Below are 15678 nucleotides of genomic sequence, written 5' to 3'. Positions count from 1 at the left end.
GTCGCCCGCCCTTTTTAGGGCTGCATCTTGTCAGGCGAGCGGTCAGTCGATCTGCTTGTTGCCGGTTTCCTCGAACATTGAAACGGCGATGAGCGAAATCAGCACGCAGCCGATCATGTACCACGCGGGCGCCATCTTGTTGCCCGTCACATGGATGAGCCAGCCGGCCACGAGCTGAGCCGTGCCGCCGAACACGGAAACCGCAATCGCGTATGCACTCGACATATAGCCTGCCCGCAGATGTTTCGGAAAGTTTTCCGGCATCAGCGCGTAAGCGGGCGCAGAGCCCATCGTATAGCAGAGCATGAGCACGACGAGCGCGGCGAGCACGACCGGCAGCGACGGAAAGTGCGTCATGAACCAGAACGCCGGATAGAGCAGCAGGATCAACGCGACGCGCCCGATCACCGTGAGCGGCTTGCGGCGGCCCATGCGGTCCGACCACGCGCCGTAGATCGGGCACATCACGAGCGAGATCGTGCTGGACGCCACGCCCGCGAGGATCGACATTTTGGGTGGCAGTCCCAGGTACTGGATGCAGTAGGTCGGCATGTAGTACATCATCACGTAGGTCGAAACCGACATGCCCATGATCGCGAAGATCGTGAGAAACCAGTTGCGCACGTACAGGCCGCGCTTCGGGTCGTCGCGGTCCGCGATCACGCGCTGCGCGGGCGGCTCTTCGCGAATGTGCCGGCGCAGATAGATGCCGACCGGCGCGATGAGCGTGCCGAGCAAGAACGGAATGCGCCATCCCCAGCTATGCATCGTTTCCGCGGAGAGCAGAAAGCCGAGGCTCGCCGCGAGGCCCGAGCCGAGCAGCGCCGCCGCGCCCTGGCTCGCGAGCTGCCAGCTCGCGCGAAACCCGCGGCTTGCCTGGCCGCCCATTTCGAGGAGGGTGGCGGTGGCCGCGCCGAACTCGCCGCCCTGCGCGAAACCCTGGACGAGGCGGGCAACCACGATCAAGAGCGGCGCGGCCAGGCCGATCTGCGCATAGGTCGGTGCAAGACCGATGGACGCGGAACCCACCGCCATCAGCAGGATGGTGAGCGTGAGCGCCGGCTTGCGGCCCGCGCGGTCCGCGTAGCGGCCGAGCACGATGCCGCCGAGCGGGCGCATCACGAAACCCACGGCGAACACCGCGAACGCGAGCAAGAGCGACGTGACCTGGCTGTCGGCCGGAAAGAACTGATGGCCGATCGTGAGCGCGAAATAGCTATAGACCGTGAAGTCGAAGAATTCGAGCAGGTTGCCGATCACCGCCGCGAGAACGATCTTGCGCTGGTAGCCCGGCGAGAGCGGCGCTTCTTCGGCTGTTTCCAGAAGCGGTTCGGTGGCGGCGTTCATGCACGCTCCTTGCTGAGGAAGCGTTCGACGAGGCGCGTCCAGAACGCTGCGCCAATGGTCAGATTGTCGTCGTTGAAGTCGTAGCGCGCGTTGTGCAGCATCGGGCGGCCTTCGCCATTGCCAAGGCGTACGAAACAACCGGGCCGCTGCTGCAGGTAGTACGCGAAGTCCTCGCTGCCGGCGATCGGCGGGAAGGGCGCGATGACGTGCTCCGGCCCGACCAGTTCCTCGGCGACCTGGCGTGCGAATTCGGTTTCGGCTTCGCTGTTGATCAGCACCGGATAACCGCGGATGAATTCGATGTCCACCGTCGCACCGTAGCTTTGCGCCTGCGCTTGCACGAGCGCGCGAATGCGTGCCTCGAGCGTCGCGCGCACCTCGGGCGAGAACGAGCGCACGCTCATTTCGAGCACGGCGTCTTCGGGGATCACGTTCGGCGCGTGGCCCGAACGGAACGCGCCGACGGTCACGACCGCGGCTTCGTTGGGGTCGACGTTGCGCGACACCACCGACTGCAGGGCCATCACGATGCTGCTGCCCACGAGCACCGGGTCGACGGCCAGATGCGGGCGCGCCGCGTGGCCGCCCTTGCCGTGAACGCGCAGCTTGACGGTGTCGCACGCGGCCATGAGCGGGCCGGCGCGAAAGCCGAAGGTGCCGGTGGGCACGCCCGGATGATTGTGCAGCCCGAAGATGGCTTCGCAGGGGAAGCGCTCGAACAGGCCGTCCGCGATCATGCGCTCGGCGCCGCTGTCCGAACCGGCTTCCTCGGCGGGCTGAAAAATCAGGTGGACGGTGCCGTCGAAATTGCGCGTTTTCGCGAGCTGGCGCGCGGCGCCGAGCAGCACGGTAGTGTGGCCGTCGTGGCCGCACGCGTGCATCTTGCCCGCGTGGATGCTCGCATAGTCGAGGCCGGTCAGCTCCTGGACCGGCAGGGCGTCCATGTCGGCGCGCACGCCTACGGTGCGCGTGCTCGTGCCGGCCTTGAGCGCCGCCACGACGCCGTGCCCGCCCACATGGCGCGTGACTTCGTATCCCCAGGACTCGAGCTTGTCGGCGACGAAACACGACGTGTCGGCTTCCTCGTACGACAGCTCGGGGTGCTTGTGGAGGTGATGACGGATTTCGTCGAGTTCCGATCGGGCCTCGGCCAGGTCGGCGACTTCGCAGTAGTGGTGCTCGCTCACGGGGACTCCCCTTATTGGAATGGGTTTTGGGCAAAAGCCAAAGGCCGAGTATTGCATCGACGAAAAACTCGACCCATGACGGAAAAGCACCGAAAATGTTGACTTATAGTCAACGATAGATTGTCGCGGCGCAGCATGGCAAGGCGCGCGGAAGGAGCGATGCAGTGCGGGGAAAGGCAGATTGGGAAGATGCGGCGCGAGGCGTGATCGACGAGATCGGCGAGCGGCCGCTGCGCTATCTGGCCGAAATCGCAGCCGCAGGCGGCGTGCGCATGGCCGCAGAGGCGCTCGGCATCAACGCCTCGGTCATCAGCAGGCAGGTGGCGGCGCTGGAGCGCCGGTTGCGCTTTCCGCTGATCGAGCGGCGCGGGCGCAGTGTGGCCGTGACCGAGATCGGTCAGGTGCTGGTGGACCACTATCGCGACGGGCAGCGCCGTCAGCGCGATCTGGCCGCGCGCCTGGAGGAGTACCGGCACCTGCGGCGCGGCCGCGTGGCGCTGGGTGTGGGCGAGGGCTTCATCGGCAATCTGATCGCGCGGGCGTTGCAGCGTTTTTCGATGACGTACCCGGACATTCTCGTGGAGATTCGCTCGGGGCCGACGCCGGTCGTGCTGTCGCTCGTGCGCGACGACGTCGTCGATATCGGCCTGTGCACACGCACCTCCGACGACCCTGCCATGCGCATTCATCCCTTCGCGTCGCGGCCGCTTTGCGCGCTCGTCGCACCCTCGCACCGCTTTGCGAAGATGCACAAGGTGGCGCCCGCCGAACTCGCCAGCGAGCGCCTGATCTTCATGACCGAGTCGTTCGGTGTGCAGCACTTCGTGCAGTCGCTGTTCGAAGATGCGCGTCTGAACGTGATGCCGGCGTATCGCGTGGATCTGTTCAACACGGCGCAGACGCTCGCGGCCGCTGGTCTTGGCGTGGCGTTCATGTCGTCGATCACGGCGCGCCGCGGCATCGATCTGGGCGAATTGGTGGCCGTGCCGATCGATCATCCGATCGCGGCGGGCTTTTCGAGCCAGATGGTCACGCGCGTGGGTCGCAGGCTCTCACCTGCTGCCGATCACCTGAGGAAGCAGCTTGCGCAGAGTTTTCTGGAGTCGGCGGCGAAGTAGTGGGGCGATACAAGTGATGCATATCGCATCGTCGCATCGTTTATTACGTAGCATTTTCGGATGAATCCCATATCCCGCCTTCCCGCATGGAGTGAGCATCGCTCGAACGGGTAATCGACTGACCCGTTCAGCTAACCGGCCGAGTTTTCGCGCTGGTTTTCGTTTACTTCATGGTTCTCAAGGAAGGTCAAAATGGCGGTTCCCCTGCATCTCTGGCTAAAGGACGAAGGCGGCGCGGTTATTGTTGGATCCAGCGAGGTTTTCGGAAGAGAAGGGAGTATCGAGGTATTGAGCCTGACACATGGCTTGCATATGCCTTCGGACAGCAACACCGGAAAGCTGATGGGTGCGCGCACGCATCGGCCGCTCATTATCGAAAAGGAAATCGATCGTTCCTCTGCGCTTCTCTATCGTGCGGTTGCATGTGGACTTACCTTGCAGACGGGAGAGCTGAAGTTCTATCGCGCAAATGATGCGGGGATAGAAGAGGCCTATTTCACCGTGCTCATGAGGAATGTAAAGGTAGTCGGGATATCGCTTCGCGTGCCAAATATCAAAGAGGCCGTAAACCAACATCGTAATCATTTCGAAGTCGTGGAATTCCGCTATGAGGAAATTACCTGGAATTACACGGAAGGGAATATGATTTTCAAAGATTCGTGGAACTACTTCTAACGGGGCGCGAATATGCCGGTAAGGTGTACATTTGCGCTGAATGGCCAAACGACCTCGACGCTGTACTGTTCCGGCTTTGGCCCGGTCGCAGCATACTCCGGGCAGAAGCAGGGGCGAGACAATCCGAACGACACGGCTATGTCCGATATAGGCCCGCTGCCCGCTGGGACATACTATATTCTTGACCGGCAATCGGGCGGACGATTTGGCTGGTTCCGGGACTGGTATGACGCGCACGGGTTCGGTTCGACCGACCATACGAAGTGGTTCATGCTATGGAACGCGCACGGCGGAGACGCGACGATGATTGATGGCATCAAGCGGGGGCACTTCAGGCTGCATCCTGAAGGACCAATGCGGCTGAGTGAAGGCTGTATTACCGTAATTAGCCCGTCCGAGTTCACGAACCTTCGACGATATATTCGTTCGCATCCGGCAGACTTGCTAGTTCCGGGTTCGGCGTTGCATGCTTACGGTACGGTTGACGTTCGATGAAACGATTGGCAGAAATCGTGTGGTTAATTTTCTGTATAGCGTTAGCCATTGCTGGGGCATACTATCTAACCACTTTCTATCTCACCATGCCGACTGACATGCCGTATTGGGTCGATCTGGCAATCCGGTCTGGTTTTAGAATCCTCCTGAAAGACAATATGCCGGATCCTGATGATATGGGCGTGATCGCGATGCTGATTTACTTCTCGATATCAATGGCTATTTCCGGTATGGTTATCGGAATTGGGGGAAGTCTGATTTGGCGGCGCTTTCTCGCCCCTCGTTTTCGCTAAGGCGCTCAGTCGGAAAGCCCCTCCTTAGCACATCGTTTTGCCCCGCTTCGGCGGGGCTTATCATTTGAGCGTAAAGCCAACCTACTCCTGCACCGGCGGCGTATCCCCAATCCGCAACACCGCATCGCGTTTGGCGAGCAAATGCTGCCGCAGTATCGCCGCGAGCCGCTTGCCGTCGCGCGCATCGAGCGCCGCCAGCATCTCGCCGTGCTCGTGGATCGCGCGGTCCCACTTGGCGGTTTCGAAGTTCGAGCGGAACCGCAGCGCCTGCAAACGGCGATTCACCGCGATATACGTCTGCCGCAGCGCCGAATTGCGCGCCGCTTCGTTGATCTTGTCGTGAATCGCCTGATTTCGGCTGTAGTAACCGGCCAGATCGTTCTGCGCGCGGCAGGCGAGCATCGCGTAGTGCAGCGCCTTGATCTCGGCGATCTCAGCCGCGGTGATCCGCTCGCAAGCCAGTTCGCCTGAAAACGCTTCGAGTCCGCTCATGAGTTCGAAGGTCTCGCGCAGTTCGGCCTCCGACATCTTCGAGACCGAGGCGCCGCGATTCGGCGAAATTTCGATCAGCCCTTCGGACGCGAGCACCTTCAGCGCCTCGCGCAGCGGTGTGCGCGAAATGCCCAGCGTTTCGCACAGCTCGCGCTCGTTGAGCTTGCGCCCGGCCTCGAGCGCGCCTTCCACGATGAACCGCCGCAGATGATCGACGACGGTGTCATGGAGTTGCTGGCGCGGAATGGGCGGCAGTTCCGGGCTGGTCGCAGAGGGGTTCAGGTTCGGGTTTTGCATGCAAAAGGCATTTCCATCGATTTCCAGCGAATTCTAGCCCAAGGACAGGACCCCAAAGAAGCTAGCTGTGCCTGGGGTAAACCACGTCAGAATTGTCTGTCTGCACATGAACTGGCTGGATTATAGTTTTTTGAATGCAAAATTCAAAACAGGAGCGATTGCATGTTGAAGCTCGATTTCCATCCCGCTGGTCGCCATTTCCTGCAGATTCCCGGGCCGAGCCCGGTGCCCGATCGCATCCTGCGCGCGATGAGCTATCCGACCATCGACCATCGCGGCCCCGAGTTCGCCGTGCTCGGGCTCAAGGTGCTGGACGGCATCAAGAAGATCTTCAAGACGCAGCAGCCGGTGGTGATTTACCCGGCCTCCGGCACGGGCGCGTGGGAAGCCGCGCTCACCAACACGCTGAGCCCCGGCGACACGGTGCTGATGTTCGAGACGGGCCATTTCGCGACGTTGTGGAAACAAATGGCCGAACGCCTGGGCCTGAAGCCGGAATTTCTCGGCCTGCCCGGCATCGAGGGCTGGCGGCGCGGCGTGCAGGCCGACATGATCGAAAAGCGTTTGCGCGAGGACGCGCAGCACGCCATCAAGGCGGTGTGCGTGGTGCATAACGAGACCTCGACCGGCGTGACCTCGGACATCGCCGCGGTGCGCCGCGCGATCGATGCCGCAGGCCACCCGGCGCTGCTGCTCGTCGACACGATTTCCGGTCTCGCCAGCGCTGACTATCGCCATGACGAATGGGGCGTGGACGTGACCGTCTCCGGCTCGCAGAAGGGTCTCATGCTGCCGCCGGGCATCAGCTTCAACGCGGTTTCGGCGAAGGCGCTGGCCGCGAGCGAGCACGCGAAGCTGCCGCGCAGCTTCTGGGGCTGGGCTGAGATCATCGAGATGAACAAGAGCGGCTACTGGCCGTACACGCCCAACACGAACCTGCTCTACGGCCTTTCCGAAGCGCTCGACATGCTGCAGGACGAAGGGCTCGACAACGTGTTCGCGCGGCATCAGCGGCTGGGCGAGGCGTGCCGGCGCGCGGTGCGCGCGTGGGGCCTCGAGATCCAGTGCGCCGATCCCGCCGTCTACAGTCCCGTGCTCACGGGCGTGATGATGCCCGAAGGCGTGGATGCGGATGCCGTGCGCAAGATCATCTACGAGCGCTTCGATCTCTCGCTCGGCACGGGCCTCGGCAAGGTCAAAGGGCGCATGTTCCGCATCGGGCATCTGGGCGACTGCAACGATCTCACGCTGCTGGCGGCATTGGCCGGCTGCGAGATGGGCCTGCGCATTGCGGGCGTGCCCCTGAAGGACAGCGGCTTGCCAGCCGCGATGGACTATCTCGCGGCGCAACCCAACGTGGTGTCGCTGAAAGCCGCCTGAAACAAGCACTTTTTCACATGCCGCGCACGGGGCGCGGCATGCGAGGCCGATTCCGGGCGATGCAAGATCGTTCCCATGCCGGACGCCACTTCGAGAAGGGCGATGCGGCCGACAGAACCAGCAACGGAGACTGACGATGAAACGGTATCGATTGACGAGCGCGAGCAGCATCGTGCTGATCATGCTCTGCATCATGTACTTCATCACCTACCTCGACCGTGTGAACGTGAGCACGGCGGCGGCGGGCTTCGGCAAGGAGTTCCAGCTTTCGCATACCGAAGTGGGACTGGTTTTTTCGGCGTTTGCGTATCCGTACCTGCTGTTTCAGATCATCGGCGGCTGGGTGAGCGACCGCTTCGGTGCGCGGCGCACGCTGCTTTTCTGCGGTGCGCTGTGGGGCGTGGCCACGGTTCTCACCGGCATGGCGGGCGGCCTCGCCACGCTGCTCGCCGCGCGCCTGTTGCTCGGCTTCGGCGAGGGCGCGACGTTTCCCGCCTCGACTTCGGCCATGTCGCGCTGGGTCGCGAAAGAGCGGCGCGGCTTCGCGCAGGGCATCACGCACTCCGCCTCGCGCATCGGCAATGCCGTGGCGCCAGCGGTGGTCGTGCTGGTGATGGCGCGCTACGGCTGGCGCGAATCGTTCTTCGTGTGCGGCGCGCTCAGCCTGCTGTGGGTGGTGGTGTGGGCGTTCACGTTCACCGAACATCCGAAGGATCACCCGCGCATTACCGAGGCCGAACTCGCGATCCTGCCGCCGCCCAAGCCGCGCGCGACCGGCCTGCCGTGGATGGCGCTCTTCAGGCGCATGATTCCGGTGACGATCGTCTACTTCTGCTACGGCTGGACGCTGTGGCTTTTCCTTAGCTGGATCCCGCAATACTTCCTGCACAACTATCACCTGCAGTTGGGCAAGTCGGCGATCTTCGCCTCGGTGGTGTTCCTCGCGGGCGTGGTGGGCGACACGCTCGGCGGCCTCGTGACCGACTGGCTCTTTCAGCGCACGGGCAACCTCAAGCGCGCGCGCAGCTGGATGGTCTCGGTGTGCATGCTGATCACGCTGATCGTGCTCGTGCCGCTGATGTTCGTGCACGACCCGGTCATTTCCATGGCGTGCCTCGCGGCGGGCTTCTTCTTCGCCGAAATGACGATCGGGCCGATGTGGGCGATTCCCATGGATATCGCGCCGGAATTCTCGGGCACGGCGAGCGGCATGATGAACACGGGCTCGGCGCTGGCCGCGATCATCTCGCCCGTGGTGGGCGGCTTTCTGATCGACCGCTTCGGCAACTGGGACCTGCCGTTCGTGGGCAGCATGGTGCTGATGGGGTGCGGCGTGATCCTCGCGTTCCGCATGCAGCCGGAGAGCCGCTTCGAGCTGGGCACGAAGGCTGACGAACCCGCAGGTTCTCATCAAGGAGTGTGAACGGCGATGGAAGGCGCACGCACCTCGGGCATGCTGGTCAAGCCGGTTCATCTCGTTCCTTCGAGCGCGGGCCACGGCTCGCCGCTCGCGCGGCGTCTGCGTGAAGCACTGCGCGGCGACGTGTTGTTCGACGCCGCAAGCCGCGGCCGTTACGCAACCGACGCCTCGATCTATCAGATCATGCCCGTCGGCGTGGTCGTGCCACGCGATCAGGACGACTTGCGCGCCGCGCTGGAAGTGGCGCGCCTCGCGCACGCTCCCGTGCTGGCGCGCGGCGCGGGTACGAGCCAGTGCGGGCAGACGGTGGGCGAAGCGCTCGTGATCGACACGTCGAAGTGGCTCAACAACGTCGTCGAGTTCGACGCCGATGCGCGCACGGTGACGGTCGAACCGGGCGTCGTGCTCGATCATCTGAACGCGTGGCTCAAGCCGCACGGGTTGTGGTTTCCCGTGGATGTGTCGACGGCGGCGCAGTGCACGATCGGCGGCATGGCGGGCAACAACTCGTGCGGCTCGCGTTCGATCGAATACGGCAACATGGTGCACAACGTGCTCGGCATCGACGCGATTCTCGCGGATGGCACCGAAGCGCGCTTCCAGTCGCTGAACATGCCGCACGAAGGCGTGCGGCTGGCGGCGCTGCTCGAAGGCGTACAGCGCATCGCTACGCGCGAGCGCGGCGAGATCGCGGAACGCATGCCGAAGGTGCTGCGCCGTGTGGCCGGCTACAACATAGACCTGTTCGATTGCCAGAACCCGCTCGCTTATACCGACGACGGCGTGGCGAATCTCGCGCATCTGCTCGTGGGCTCCGAAGGCACGCTCGCGTTCAGCCGGCAGATCACGCTGAAGCTCGCGCCGCTGCCCGCGCACAAGACGCTGGGCGTAGTGAGCTTTCCCACGTTCTGGCAGGCGATGGACTCGGCGCAGCACATCGTCAAGCTCAAGCCGACTGCGGTCGAGCTGGTCGATCGCACGATGATCGAACTCGCGCTCGGCAATCCGGGCTTCAAGCCGGTGATCGAAAAGGCGCTGGTGGGCAGGCCCGATGCGATCCTGCTGGTCGAGTTCGCGGGCGACGAGCGTGACGCCCAGCTGCGCCGCCTCGAAGAACTGGTCGAGCTGATGGGCGACCACGGCCTCCCGGACTCAGTCGTGAAGATGACCGATGCGAACGAGCAAAAGGCGCTGTGGGAAGTGCGCAAAGCGGGCTTGAACATCATGATGAGCATGAAGGGCGACGGCAAGCCCGTCTCGTTCATCGAGGACTGCGCCGTGCCGCTCGAGCATCTCGCGGAGTACACGAGCCGCCTGACCGACATCTTCCATCGGCACGGCACCGAAGGCACGTGGTACGCGCACGCGAGCGTCGGCACGCTGCACGTGCGGCCGATACTCGACATGCGCCGCGACGGTGCGGCGAAAATGCGCGCGATAGGCGAGCAGGCTGCGGAATTGGTACGCGAGTACAAGGGTGCGTTTTCGGGCGAGCATGGCGATGGTCTGTGCCGCGGCGAATGGATTGCCTGGCAGTACGGACCGAAGATCAACGCCGCATTCTCGGAAATCAAGCAGCTGTTCGACCCCGAGAACCGTTTCAATCCCGACAAGATCGTGCGGCCGCCGAAAATGGACGACGCGACGCTGTTCCGCTTCGCGCCGGGATATCGCGAGCGCCAGATGCGGCCGATGCTCGACTGGTCGGCGTGGGACGTGGGCCGCGATCCGCTAACGGGTGTAGAAACGCCGCCCGGCAGCGGCGACGACCTGACCGGCGGACTCGCGAAGGCCGTGGAGATGTGCAACAACAACGGCCACTGCCGCAAGTTCGACGCGGGCACGATGTGCCCGAGCTACCGCGTGACGAAGGACGAGAAGCACGTGACGCGTGGCCGCGCGAACACGCTTCGGCTCGCGATCTCTGGCCAGTTGGGCGAGGACGGACTCGCAAGCGACGACGTCAAGGACACGCTCGACCTGTGCGTATCGTGCAAAGGCTGCAAGCGCGACTGTCCCACCGGCGTGGACATGGCGAAGCTGAAAATCGAGGCGCGCGCTGCATGGAATACGAAGCACGGTCTGAAGCTGCGCGAGAAGATGATTGCCTATTTACCGCGCTATGCGCGACGCGCGGCGCAAGCCGGCGGCCTTGCGGCGGCGGGCGAGCGTATCCCGGTGGTCTCCGCGTGGGCAAAGCGCATGCTCGGCTTCGCGCCGCAACGCTCGCTGCCGCAGTTGCGGCCTTCGTTCCTTGCGGAGGTCGCGGCCGCAAAGCCCGACGCAGCAGCGGCAACGAAGGAAGTGGTGCTGTTCGTCGACACCTTCAACGACAACTTCGAGCCCGAAAACGCCCGCGCCGCGCAACGTGTGCTCGAAGCGGCCGGCTATTTCGTGCACTTCAACGTGCGCGGCGAAGAGCGCCCGCTCTGCTGTGGCCGCACCTTCCTCGCCGCGGGACTGGTCGACGAGGCAAAGCGCGAGGCGCGGCGCCTGCTCGATACGCTGATGCCGTTCGTGGCCCGCGGCGTGTCGATCGTCGGGCTCGAACCTTCGTGCCTGCTCTCGATGCGCGACGAATTCCTGCAATACGGCTACGGCGACGAAGCGCGGGAGTTGTCGGCCGCGGCGTTCCTGTTCGAGGAATTCCTCGTGCGCGAGAAAGGCGCGGGCCGCTTCGATCTCACGTTGCACGAACTCGATGCGCCACGCGCGTGGGTGCACGGCCACTGCCACCAGAAAGCATTCGACGCCTTCCGCCCCGTGCTCACGGTGCTGGGCTGGATTCCGGGCCTCGATGTGAAGCCGATCGAATCGTCATGCTGCGGGATGGCGGGCAGCTTCGGCTACGAAGCGGAGCACTACGAAGCTTCGCTGGCGATGGCCGAGCTGGCGCTGTTGCCCGCCGTGCGCAAGGCGGATCGCGCTGATCTCGTCGTGGCGGATGGCACGAGTTGCCGCCACCAGATCCACGACGCCGCAAACGCCACGGCGCTACACGTGGCGCGGGTGCTGGAAATGGCGCTGCGCTAGGTCGCCAGCGTCCTCGTGCCCTGGCGCGCGCACACGGCATCCACGGCGTGCAGCATCTTGCCGAAGAACGCATCGGCGAATTGCGAATCGAGCCAGCGCACGATCAGCGCGATCTTGCGCTCGGGCTCGATCCACATGAACGAACTGCCCGCGCCGACGCCAAACCAGCTCGACTCGGGCACGCTCGGGAACATGCGCCGCCCCGTGTTGAGCCACACCAGCGAGCCGTAGAACGGCGCGAGCGGGCAGGGCGTGCGCATACGCGCGATCCATTCGCTCGAGAGTACGCGGCGGCCGGATACGACGCCGTCGTCGAGCAGCATTTGCGCGACCTTCAACTGATCGTTTGCGCTCACCGACATGCCGCCGCCCCAATGCGAGCCGCCCGGCACCGACTGCACGCGTCTGCCGCCCTGGTCGATCCACGCGTCGTCGTAACCGACCCATTGCCAGTTCTCGCTCGCGCCGACGGGCCTCATGATCGTCTCGCGAAAGACTTCGGGTAACGAACGACCGAACAGGCACAGGAGCGCGAACGAAAGCTGGTTGATGCGCACGTCGTTGTATTCCCAATACGTGCCGGGTGCGCGTAACGGGCGCAAGTCGCCTTTTTTCCCGTCGGGCGGCTCGCCGAACGTAACGGCGCGATAGTGATCGGCCTGATCGGTAAGGCCGAAGCACGTGCCTTGCCATTCGCTCGTCTGTTGCAGTAGATGCGTCCACGTGACCTGCGCATTGTGGTCATCATCGAAGCCGATGCCGGGCGCGCGCACGTGGACGGGCTCGTCGGGATCGGGCAGCAGGCCGCGATCGTGCGCCACGCCCGCGAGCAGCGCCAGATACGTCTTGGCGATGCTGAAGGTCAGATCGGGCCGATCGGGCGCGCCCCATTGCGCGAGCGGGCGCCCGTTCACAGCAACCGCGCCGGACACAGGGCCGCGATCGTGAATGGGGCCCAGCAAGCAGTTCCACGGCGGCGGGTCGTTCACGTGCACGCCGAAGTTGCCATCGGCATTGCGGTCCCATGCCGATTCGTGATCGACGGAAAACTGGATGGCGTCCTGAACTTCCTTCGGCAAATCGTGTTGCATACGAGCGTGTTTCCTGTTGGTGTTCTTGTGCGGGCCGCTTCAACGGGCGTCGAGGCGCATGCAGGCCCAGATCAGCGTAGCGAGGCTCAACACGGCCGCGAACATCAGCCAGAGCCCCGGCGCGAGATTGTTGCCGGTCGCCGCAATGAGCGCGGCCACGGCGAGCGGCGTGAAGCCGCCGAACACGGTCGTGCCGACGTTATAGGCGAGCGCCATGCCCGTGGTGCGCGTGCGTGCGGGGAAGAAGCTGGCCATGAGCGCCGGAATCGAAGCGAAATAGGTGACCTTCAGCACCGCGATCCAGACCACGGCCGCCAGCAGCGAGGGCAGCGAAGGATGGGCGGTGACGAACATGAACGCGGGATAGACGGTGAGCAGGAACAGCACGCCCGCCGCGAACATGATGCGCGTGCGGCCCACCTTGTCCGACCAGTGGCCCACGATCGGCGTGAGCACGATGGCGATCAGGCCGGCCACGAGCGTGGCGATGAAGCCCGACGAAGGTGCGAGGCCGAGCTGCCGCGCGGCATAGGTCGGCATGTAGAGCAGCACGTATTGGGCCGAGGTAGTCAGGATCAGCACGCCGATCGATGCGATCACGCGCGCCTTCTGCGTCGCGAACAGTTCGCGCACGGGCGACTCGGCTTTTTCGATACGCTCGAATTCGGGCGTTTCGTCCATGCGTCGGCGGATATAAAGGCCCACGGGACCGATCAGCACACCGAACAGGAACGGAATGCGCCAGCCCCAGCCTTCGAGCTGCGGCTGCGTGAGCATGCCCGTGAGCACCGCGCCGAACAGGGAGACGAGCAGCGTGCTCGCGCCCTGGCTCGAGAACTGCCAGCTCGACATGAAACCGCTGCGCTGCGGCGCGTGCTCGATCAGGAAGGCAGTGGAACTGCCGAACTCGCCGCCCGCCGAAAAGCCTTGCAGAAGACGCGAGGCAAAAATGCCGATGGGCGCGAGGATGCCGATCGTCGCGTAGGTGGGCATCAGCGCGACCATGCCGGTGCCGATCGTCATCATCGTGATGGAGAGCGTGAGCGACGCCTTGCGGCCCTTGCGGTCGCTGTATGAGCCGAGCACGAGCGCGCCGACCGGCCGCGCGAGGTACGAGAGCGCGAATGTGCCGAGCGTGAGCAGCAGCGACATCGTTGCGTTGTGAACGGGGAAGAAGAGCTTGGAGAGCGTCGAGGCGAAGTAGCCGTACGCCAGCAGGTCGTAGAACTCGAGCGCGTTGCCGATCGAAGTCGCGACGATGAGCCGCGAGACGTTCTTGCCTGACGTGCCTTGAGCAGGCTCTGACCAGGGCTCGCTGCCGTGCGCGGGTAGGGATTCGATGCTCATTGCGACGTCCTCATGCAAGCGTGGTGGGATGCGGTGCGGGGTTGGACGCACCGGCCTCTCTTGCGCCGAGGTCCCAGAAGAGGCCAGCCATAATGCGCAGCCCGTCGCGCACGACCGGGCCGAGCAGGTGCTCGTTCGGCGCGTGCTGCGAGCAGCCCGGATACGAATGCGGCACCCACAGCGTGGGCATGCCGAGCACCTCGGCGAATACGTCGTTGGGCAGCGTGCCGCCGAGATTCGGCAGCAGCACGGGGTCGGCTCCCGTGGTCTCGCGCAGCGAGCGCACCGCCCATTGCACCCAGGCGTTGTCGGGATCGACGCGCGTGGCCGGTGCGCCGCGTTCCACTTCGAGTTCGATCATCTCGAAGCCGTGCGCATCGAGGTGCGCGCGCACGATCCGTTCGAGGTCCTGCCAGTTCGTGCCCACGACGAAGCGGATCTGCATGTACGCGATGGCGTGGTGCGGAATCGCGTTCACGGGCTTCTCGGGGTTGCCCGTGCGGAACGCGAGTACTTCCAGATTGTTCCAGCCGAACACGCGCTCGGTGGGCGTGAGGCCCGGCTCGCCGTAATCGCGATCGACCTCGGGCTCGCCCGGATTGCCGCCCACGCGAATTTCGGCGAGCGCGCGGCGCACGGATTCCGGAATCGGCGGCGGGCGCAGGCCATCGACGAGGATCTTGCCGTGCGCATCGACCATGGAAGCGATCGCATTCGCGAGCACGACGCCCGGATTGCGCAACAGGCCGCCCCAGTTGCCCGAATGATGGCCGCCTTCGCGCAGCGTGAGTTCGAGCTTGAAATTGACGAGGCCGCGCGAGCCGAGAAAGATTGTCGGACGGTGCGCGCTCAGGCGCGGTCCGTCGGAGGCGATCAGCACGTCGGCGGCGAGTTCGTCGCGCAACCGCGTGCACAGTTCGTGCAGGCCCGGCGAGCCGACTTCCTCGCCCGTTTCGAACAGCAGCTTGAGGTTGAAGCCGAGTTTGCCGCCGCGTGCGTCGAGCACGGCCTCGAGCGCCGCGAGGTTGATGCTGTGCTGGCCTTTGTTGTCGGCGGTGCCGCGGCCGTACCAGCGCTCGCCGTCGACGGTTACGTCCCATGGCGTGAGGCCCGAGCGCCATTGCGCGTCGTAGCCGCGTACCACGTCGCCGTGGCCGTAGCTGAGCGCGGTGGGCAGCGCATCGTCTTCGTGGCGGTGAGCAATCAGGAACGGGCCCGCGCCGTTGGCGGGATTCTCGACGACCCGGCAGGTGAAACCCCATTGGGTGAGCAGCGGCGTGAGTTCCTCGTCCAGATAGGCGCGCAAACGGCCGCCGCTCTCCGGCTCCTGGCTCTCGGTGCGAAACGCCACGCGGCGGCGCAGGTCGTTCAGGAAGCGGCCTGAATCGTATTGATCGACTGCAGTTTGAATGGCGGTGTCACGGGTCAACGCGCGTCTCCCTCTGTTCGATGGCGTTTGATGACGTCGACCGATCCTGCAACCACCGATATTTCTGCACAATT

Annotated in this window: 13 protein-coding genes; 7 read left to right on the top strand and 6 right to left on the bottom strand. The window is 64.3% G+C overall.

Annotated features, from left to right (window positions below; genetic code table 11):
* Window positions 1-42 precede the first annotated feature (42 nt).
* Window positions 43-1347 carry an MFS transporter gene (locus ACOJB8_RS25700; protein WP_342948763.1) on the bottom strand — a complete coding sequence of 435 codons (1305 nt, stop codon included), beginning with the start codon at window positions 1345-1347 and terminating at the stop codon, window positions 43-45.
* Entirely contained in the window at window positions 1344-2534 is a 1191-nt protein-coding gene (locus ACOJB8_RS25695) for a M20 aminoacylase family protein (RefSeq protein WP_069266669.1), read from the bottom strand. The genes ACOJB8_RS25700 and ACOJB8_RS25695 overlap by 4 nt, the downstream gene beginning before the upstream one ends.
* A 164-nt stretch (window positions 2535-2698) precedes the next feature.
* Here ACOJB8_RS25695 and ACOJB8_RS25690 point away from each other — a divergent pair, with 164 nt between their 5' ends.
* The 4 genes from ACOJB8_RS25690 (at window position 2699) to ACOJB8_RS25675 (ending at window position 5115) form a co-directional block, all read left to right on the top strand.
* Window positions 2699-3652, top strand: a complete 954-nt coding sequence (locus ACOJB8_RS25690) for a LysR family transcriptional regulator (protein WP_342948764.1) — start codon at window positions 2699-2701, stop codon at window positions 3650-3652.
* A gap of 192 nt (window positions 3653-3844) precedes the next feature.
* Window positions 3845-4327, top strand: a complete 483-nt coding sequence (gene tssD / locus ACOJB8_RS25685; RefSeq protein ID WP_342948765.1) for a type VI secretion system tube protein TssD — start codon at window positions 3845-3847, stop codon at window positions 4325-4327.
* A 12-nt stretch (window positions 4328-4339) separates the two neighbouring features.
* Complete coding sequence (locus ACOJB8_RS25680) at window positions 4340-4822, top strand: DUF2778 domain-containing protein (RefSeq protein ID WP_342948766.1); 483 nt, start codon at window positions 4340-4342, stop codon at window positions 4820-4822.
* Window positions 4819-5115: a hypothetical protein gene (locus tag ACOJB8_RS25675; protein ID WP_342948767.1), complete on the top strand. Its 297-nt coding sequence runs from the start codon at window positions 4819-4821 to the stop codon at window positions 5113-5115. The genes ACOJB8_RS25680 and ACOJB8_RS25675 overlap by 4 nt, the downstream gene beginning before the upstream one ends.
* An 81-nt stretch (window positions 5116-5196) precedes the next feature.
* Here the strand turns inward: ACOJB8_RS25675 and ACOJB8_RS25670 are convergent, their stop codons facing one another.
* Window positions 5197-5904, bottom strand: coding sequence for a GntR family transcriptional regulator (locus ACOJB8_RS25670; protein ID WP_342948768.1), 708 nt, complete (start codon window positions 5902-5904; stop codon window positions 5197-5199).
* A 162-nt stretch (window positions 5905-6066) separates the two neighbouring features.
* Here ACOJB8_RS25670 and ACOJB8_RS25665 point away from each other — a divergent pair, with 162 nt between their 5' ends.
* The 3 genes from ACOJB8_RS25665 (at window position 6067) to ACOJB8_RS25655 (ending at window position 11737) form a co-directional block, all read left to right on the top strand.
* Window positions 6067-7284: an alanine--glyoxylate aminotransferase family protein gene (locus ACOJB8_RS25665; protein ID WP_368727764.1), complete on the top strand. Its 1218-nt coding sequence runs from the start codon at window positions 6067-6069 to the stop codon at window positions 7282-7284.
* Window positions 7285-7420: 136 nt separating this feature from the next.
* On the top strand, window positions 7421-8707 hold the full coding sequence (locus ACOJB8_RS25660; protein ID WP_342948770.1) for an MFS transporter: 1287 nt from the start codon (window positions 7421-7423) through the stop codon (window positions 8705-8707).
* 6 nt (window positions 8708-8713) lie between these two features.
* Window positions 8714-11737 carry an FAD-binding and (Fe-S)-binding domain-containing protein gene (locus ACOJB8_RS25655; RefSeq protein ID WP_475014964.1) on the top strand — a complete coding sequence of 1008 codons (3024 nt, stop codon included), beginning with the start codon at window positions 8714-8716 and terminating at the stop codon, window positions 11735-11737.
* Here the strand turns inward: ACOJB8_RS25655 and ACOJB8_RS25650 are convergent.
* From ACOJB8_RS25650 to ACOJB8_RS25640, 3 genes are read right to left on the bottom strand one after another with little or no spacing between them, the layout of a single operon-like run.
* Entirely contained in the window at window positions 11734-12828 is a 1095-nt protein-coding gene (locus ACOJB8_RS25650) for a serine hydrolase domain-containing protein (protein ID WP_368727766.1), read from the bottom strand. The two genes, ACOJB8_RS25655 and ACOJB8_RS25650, sit on opposite strands and share 4 nt — an antisense overlap.
* 39 nt (window positions 12829-12867) lie before the next feature.
* Window positions 12868-14175, bottom strand: coding sequence for an MFS transporter (locus ACOJB8_RS25645; RefSeq protein WP_069266663.1), 1308 nt, complete (start codon window positions 14173-14175; stop codon window positions 12868-12870).
* 10 nt (window positions 14176-14185) lie between these two features.
* Window positions 14186-15604, bottom strand: a complete 1419-nt coding sequence (locus ACOJB8_RS25640) for a M20 family metallopeptidase (RefSeq protein WP_368727767.1) — start codon at window positions 15602-15604, stop codon at window positions 14186-14188.
* Window positions 15605-15678: the final 74 nt, after the last annotated feature.

This window comes from Paraburkholderia sp. BR10141 (genome assembly GCF_056155635.1).
This window is presented reverse-complemented; position numbering and strand designations above follow the sequence as displayed.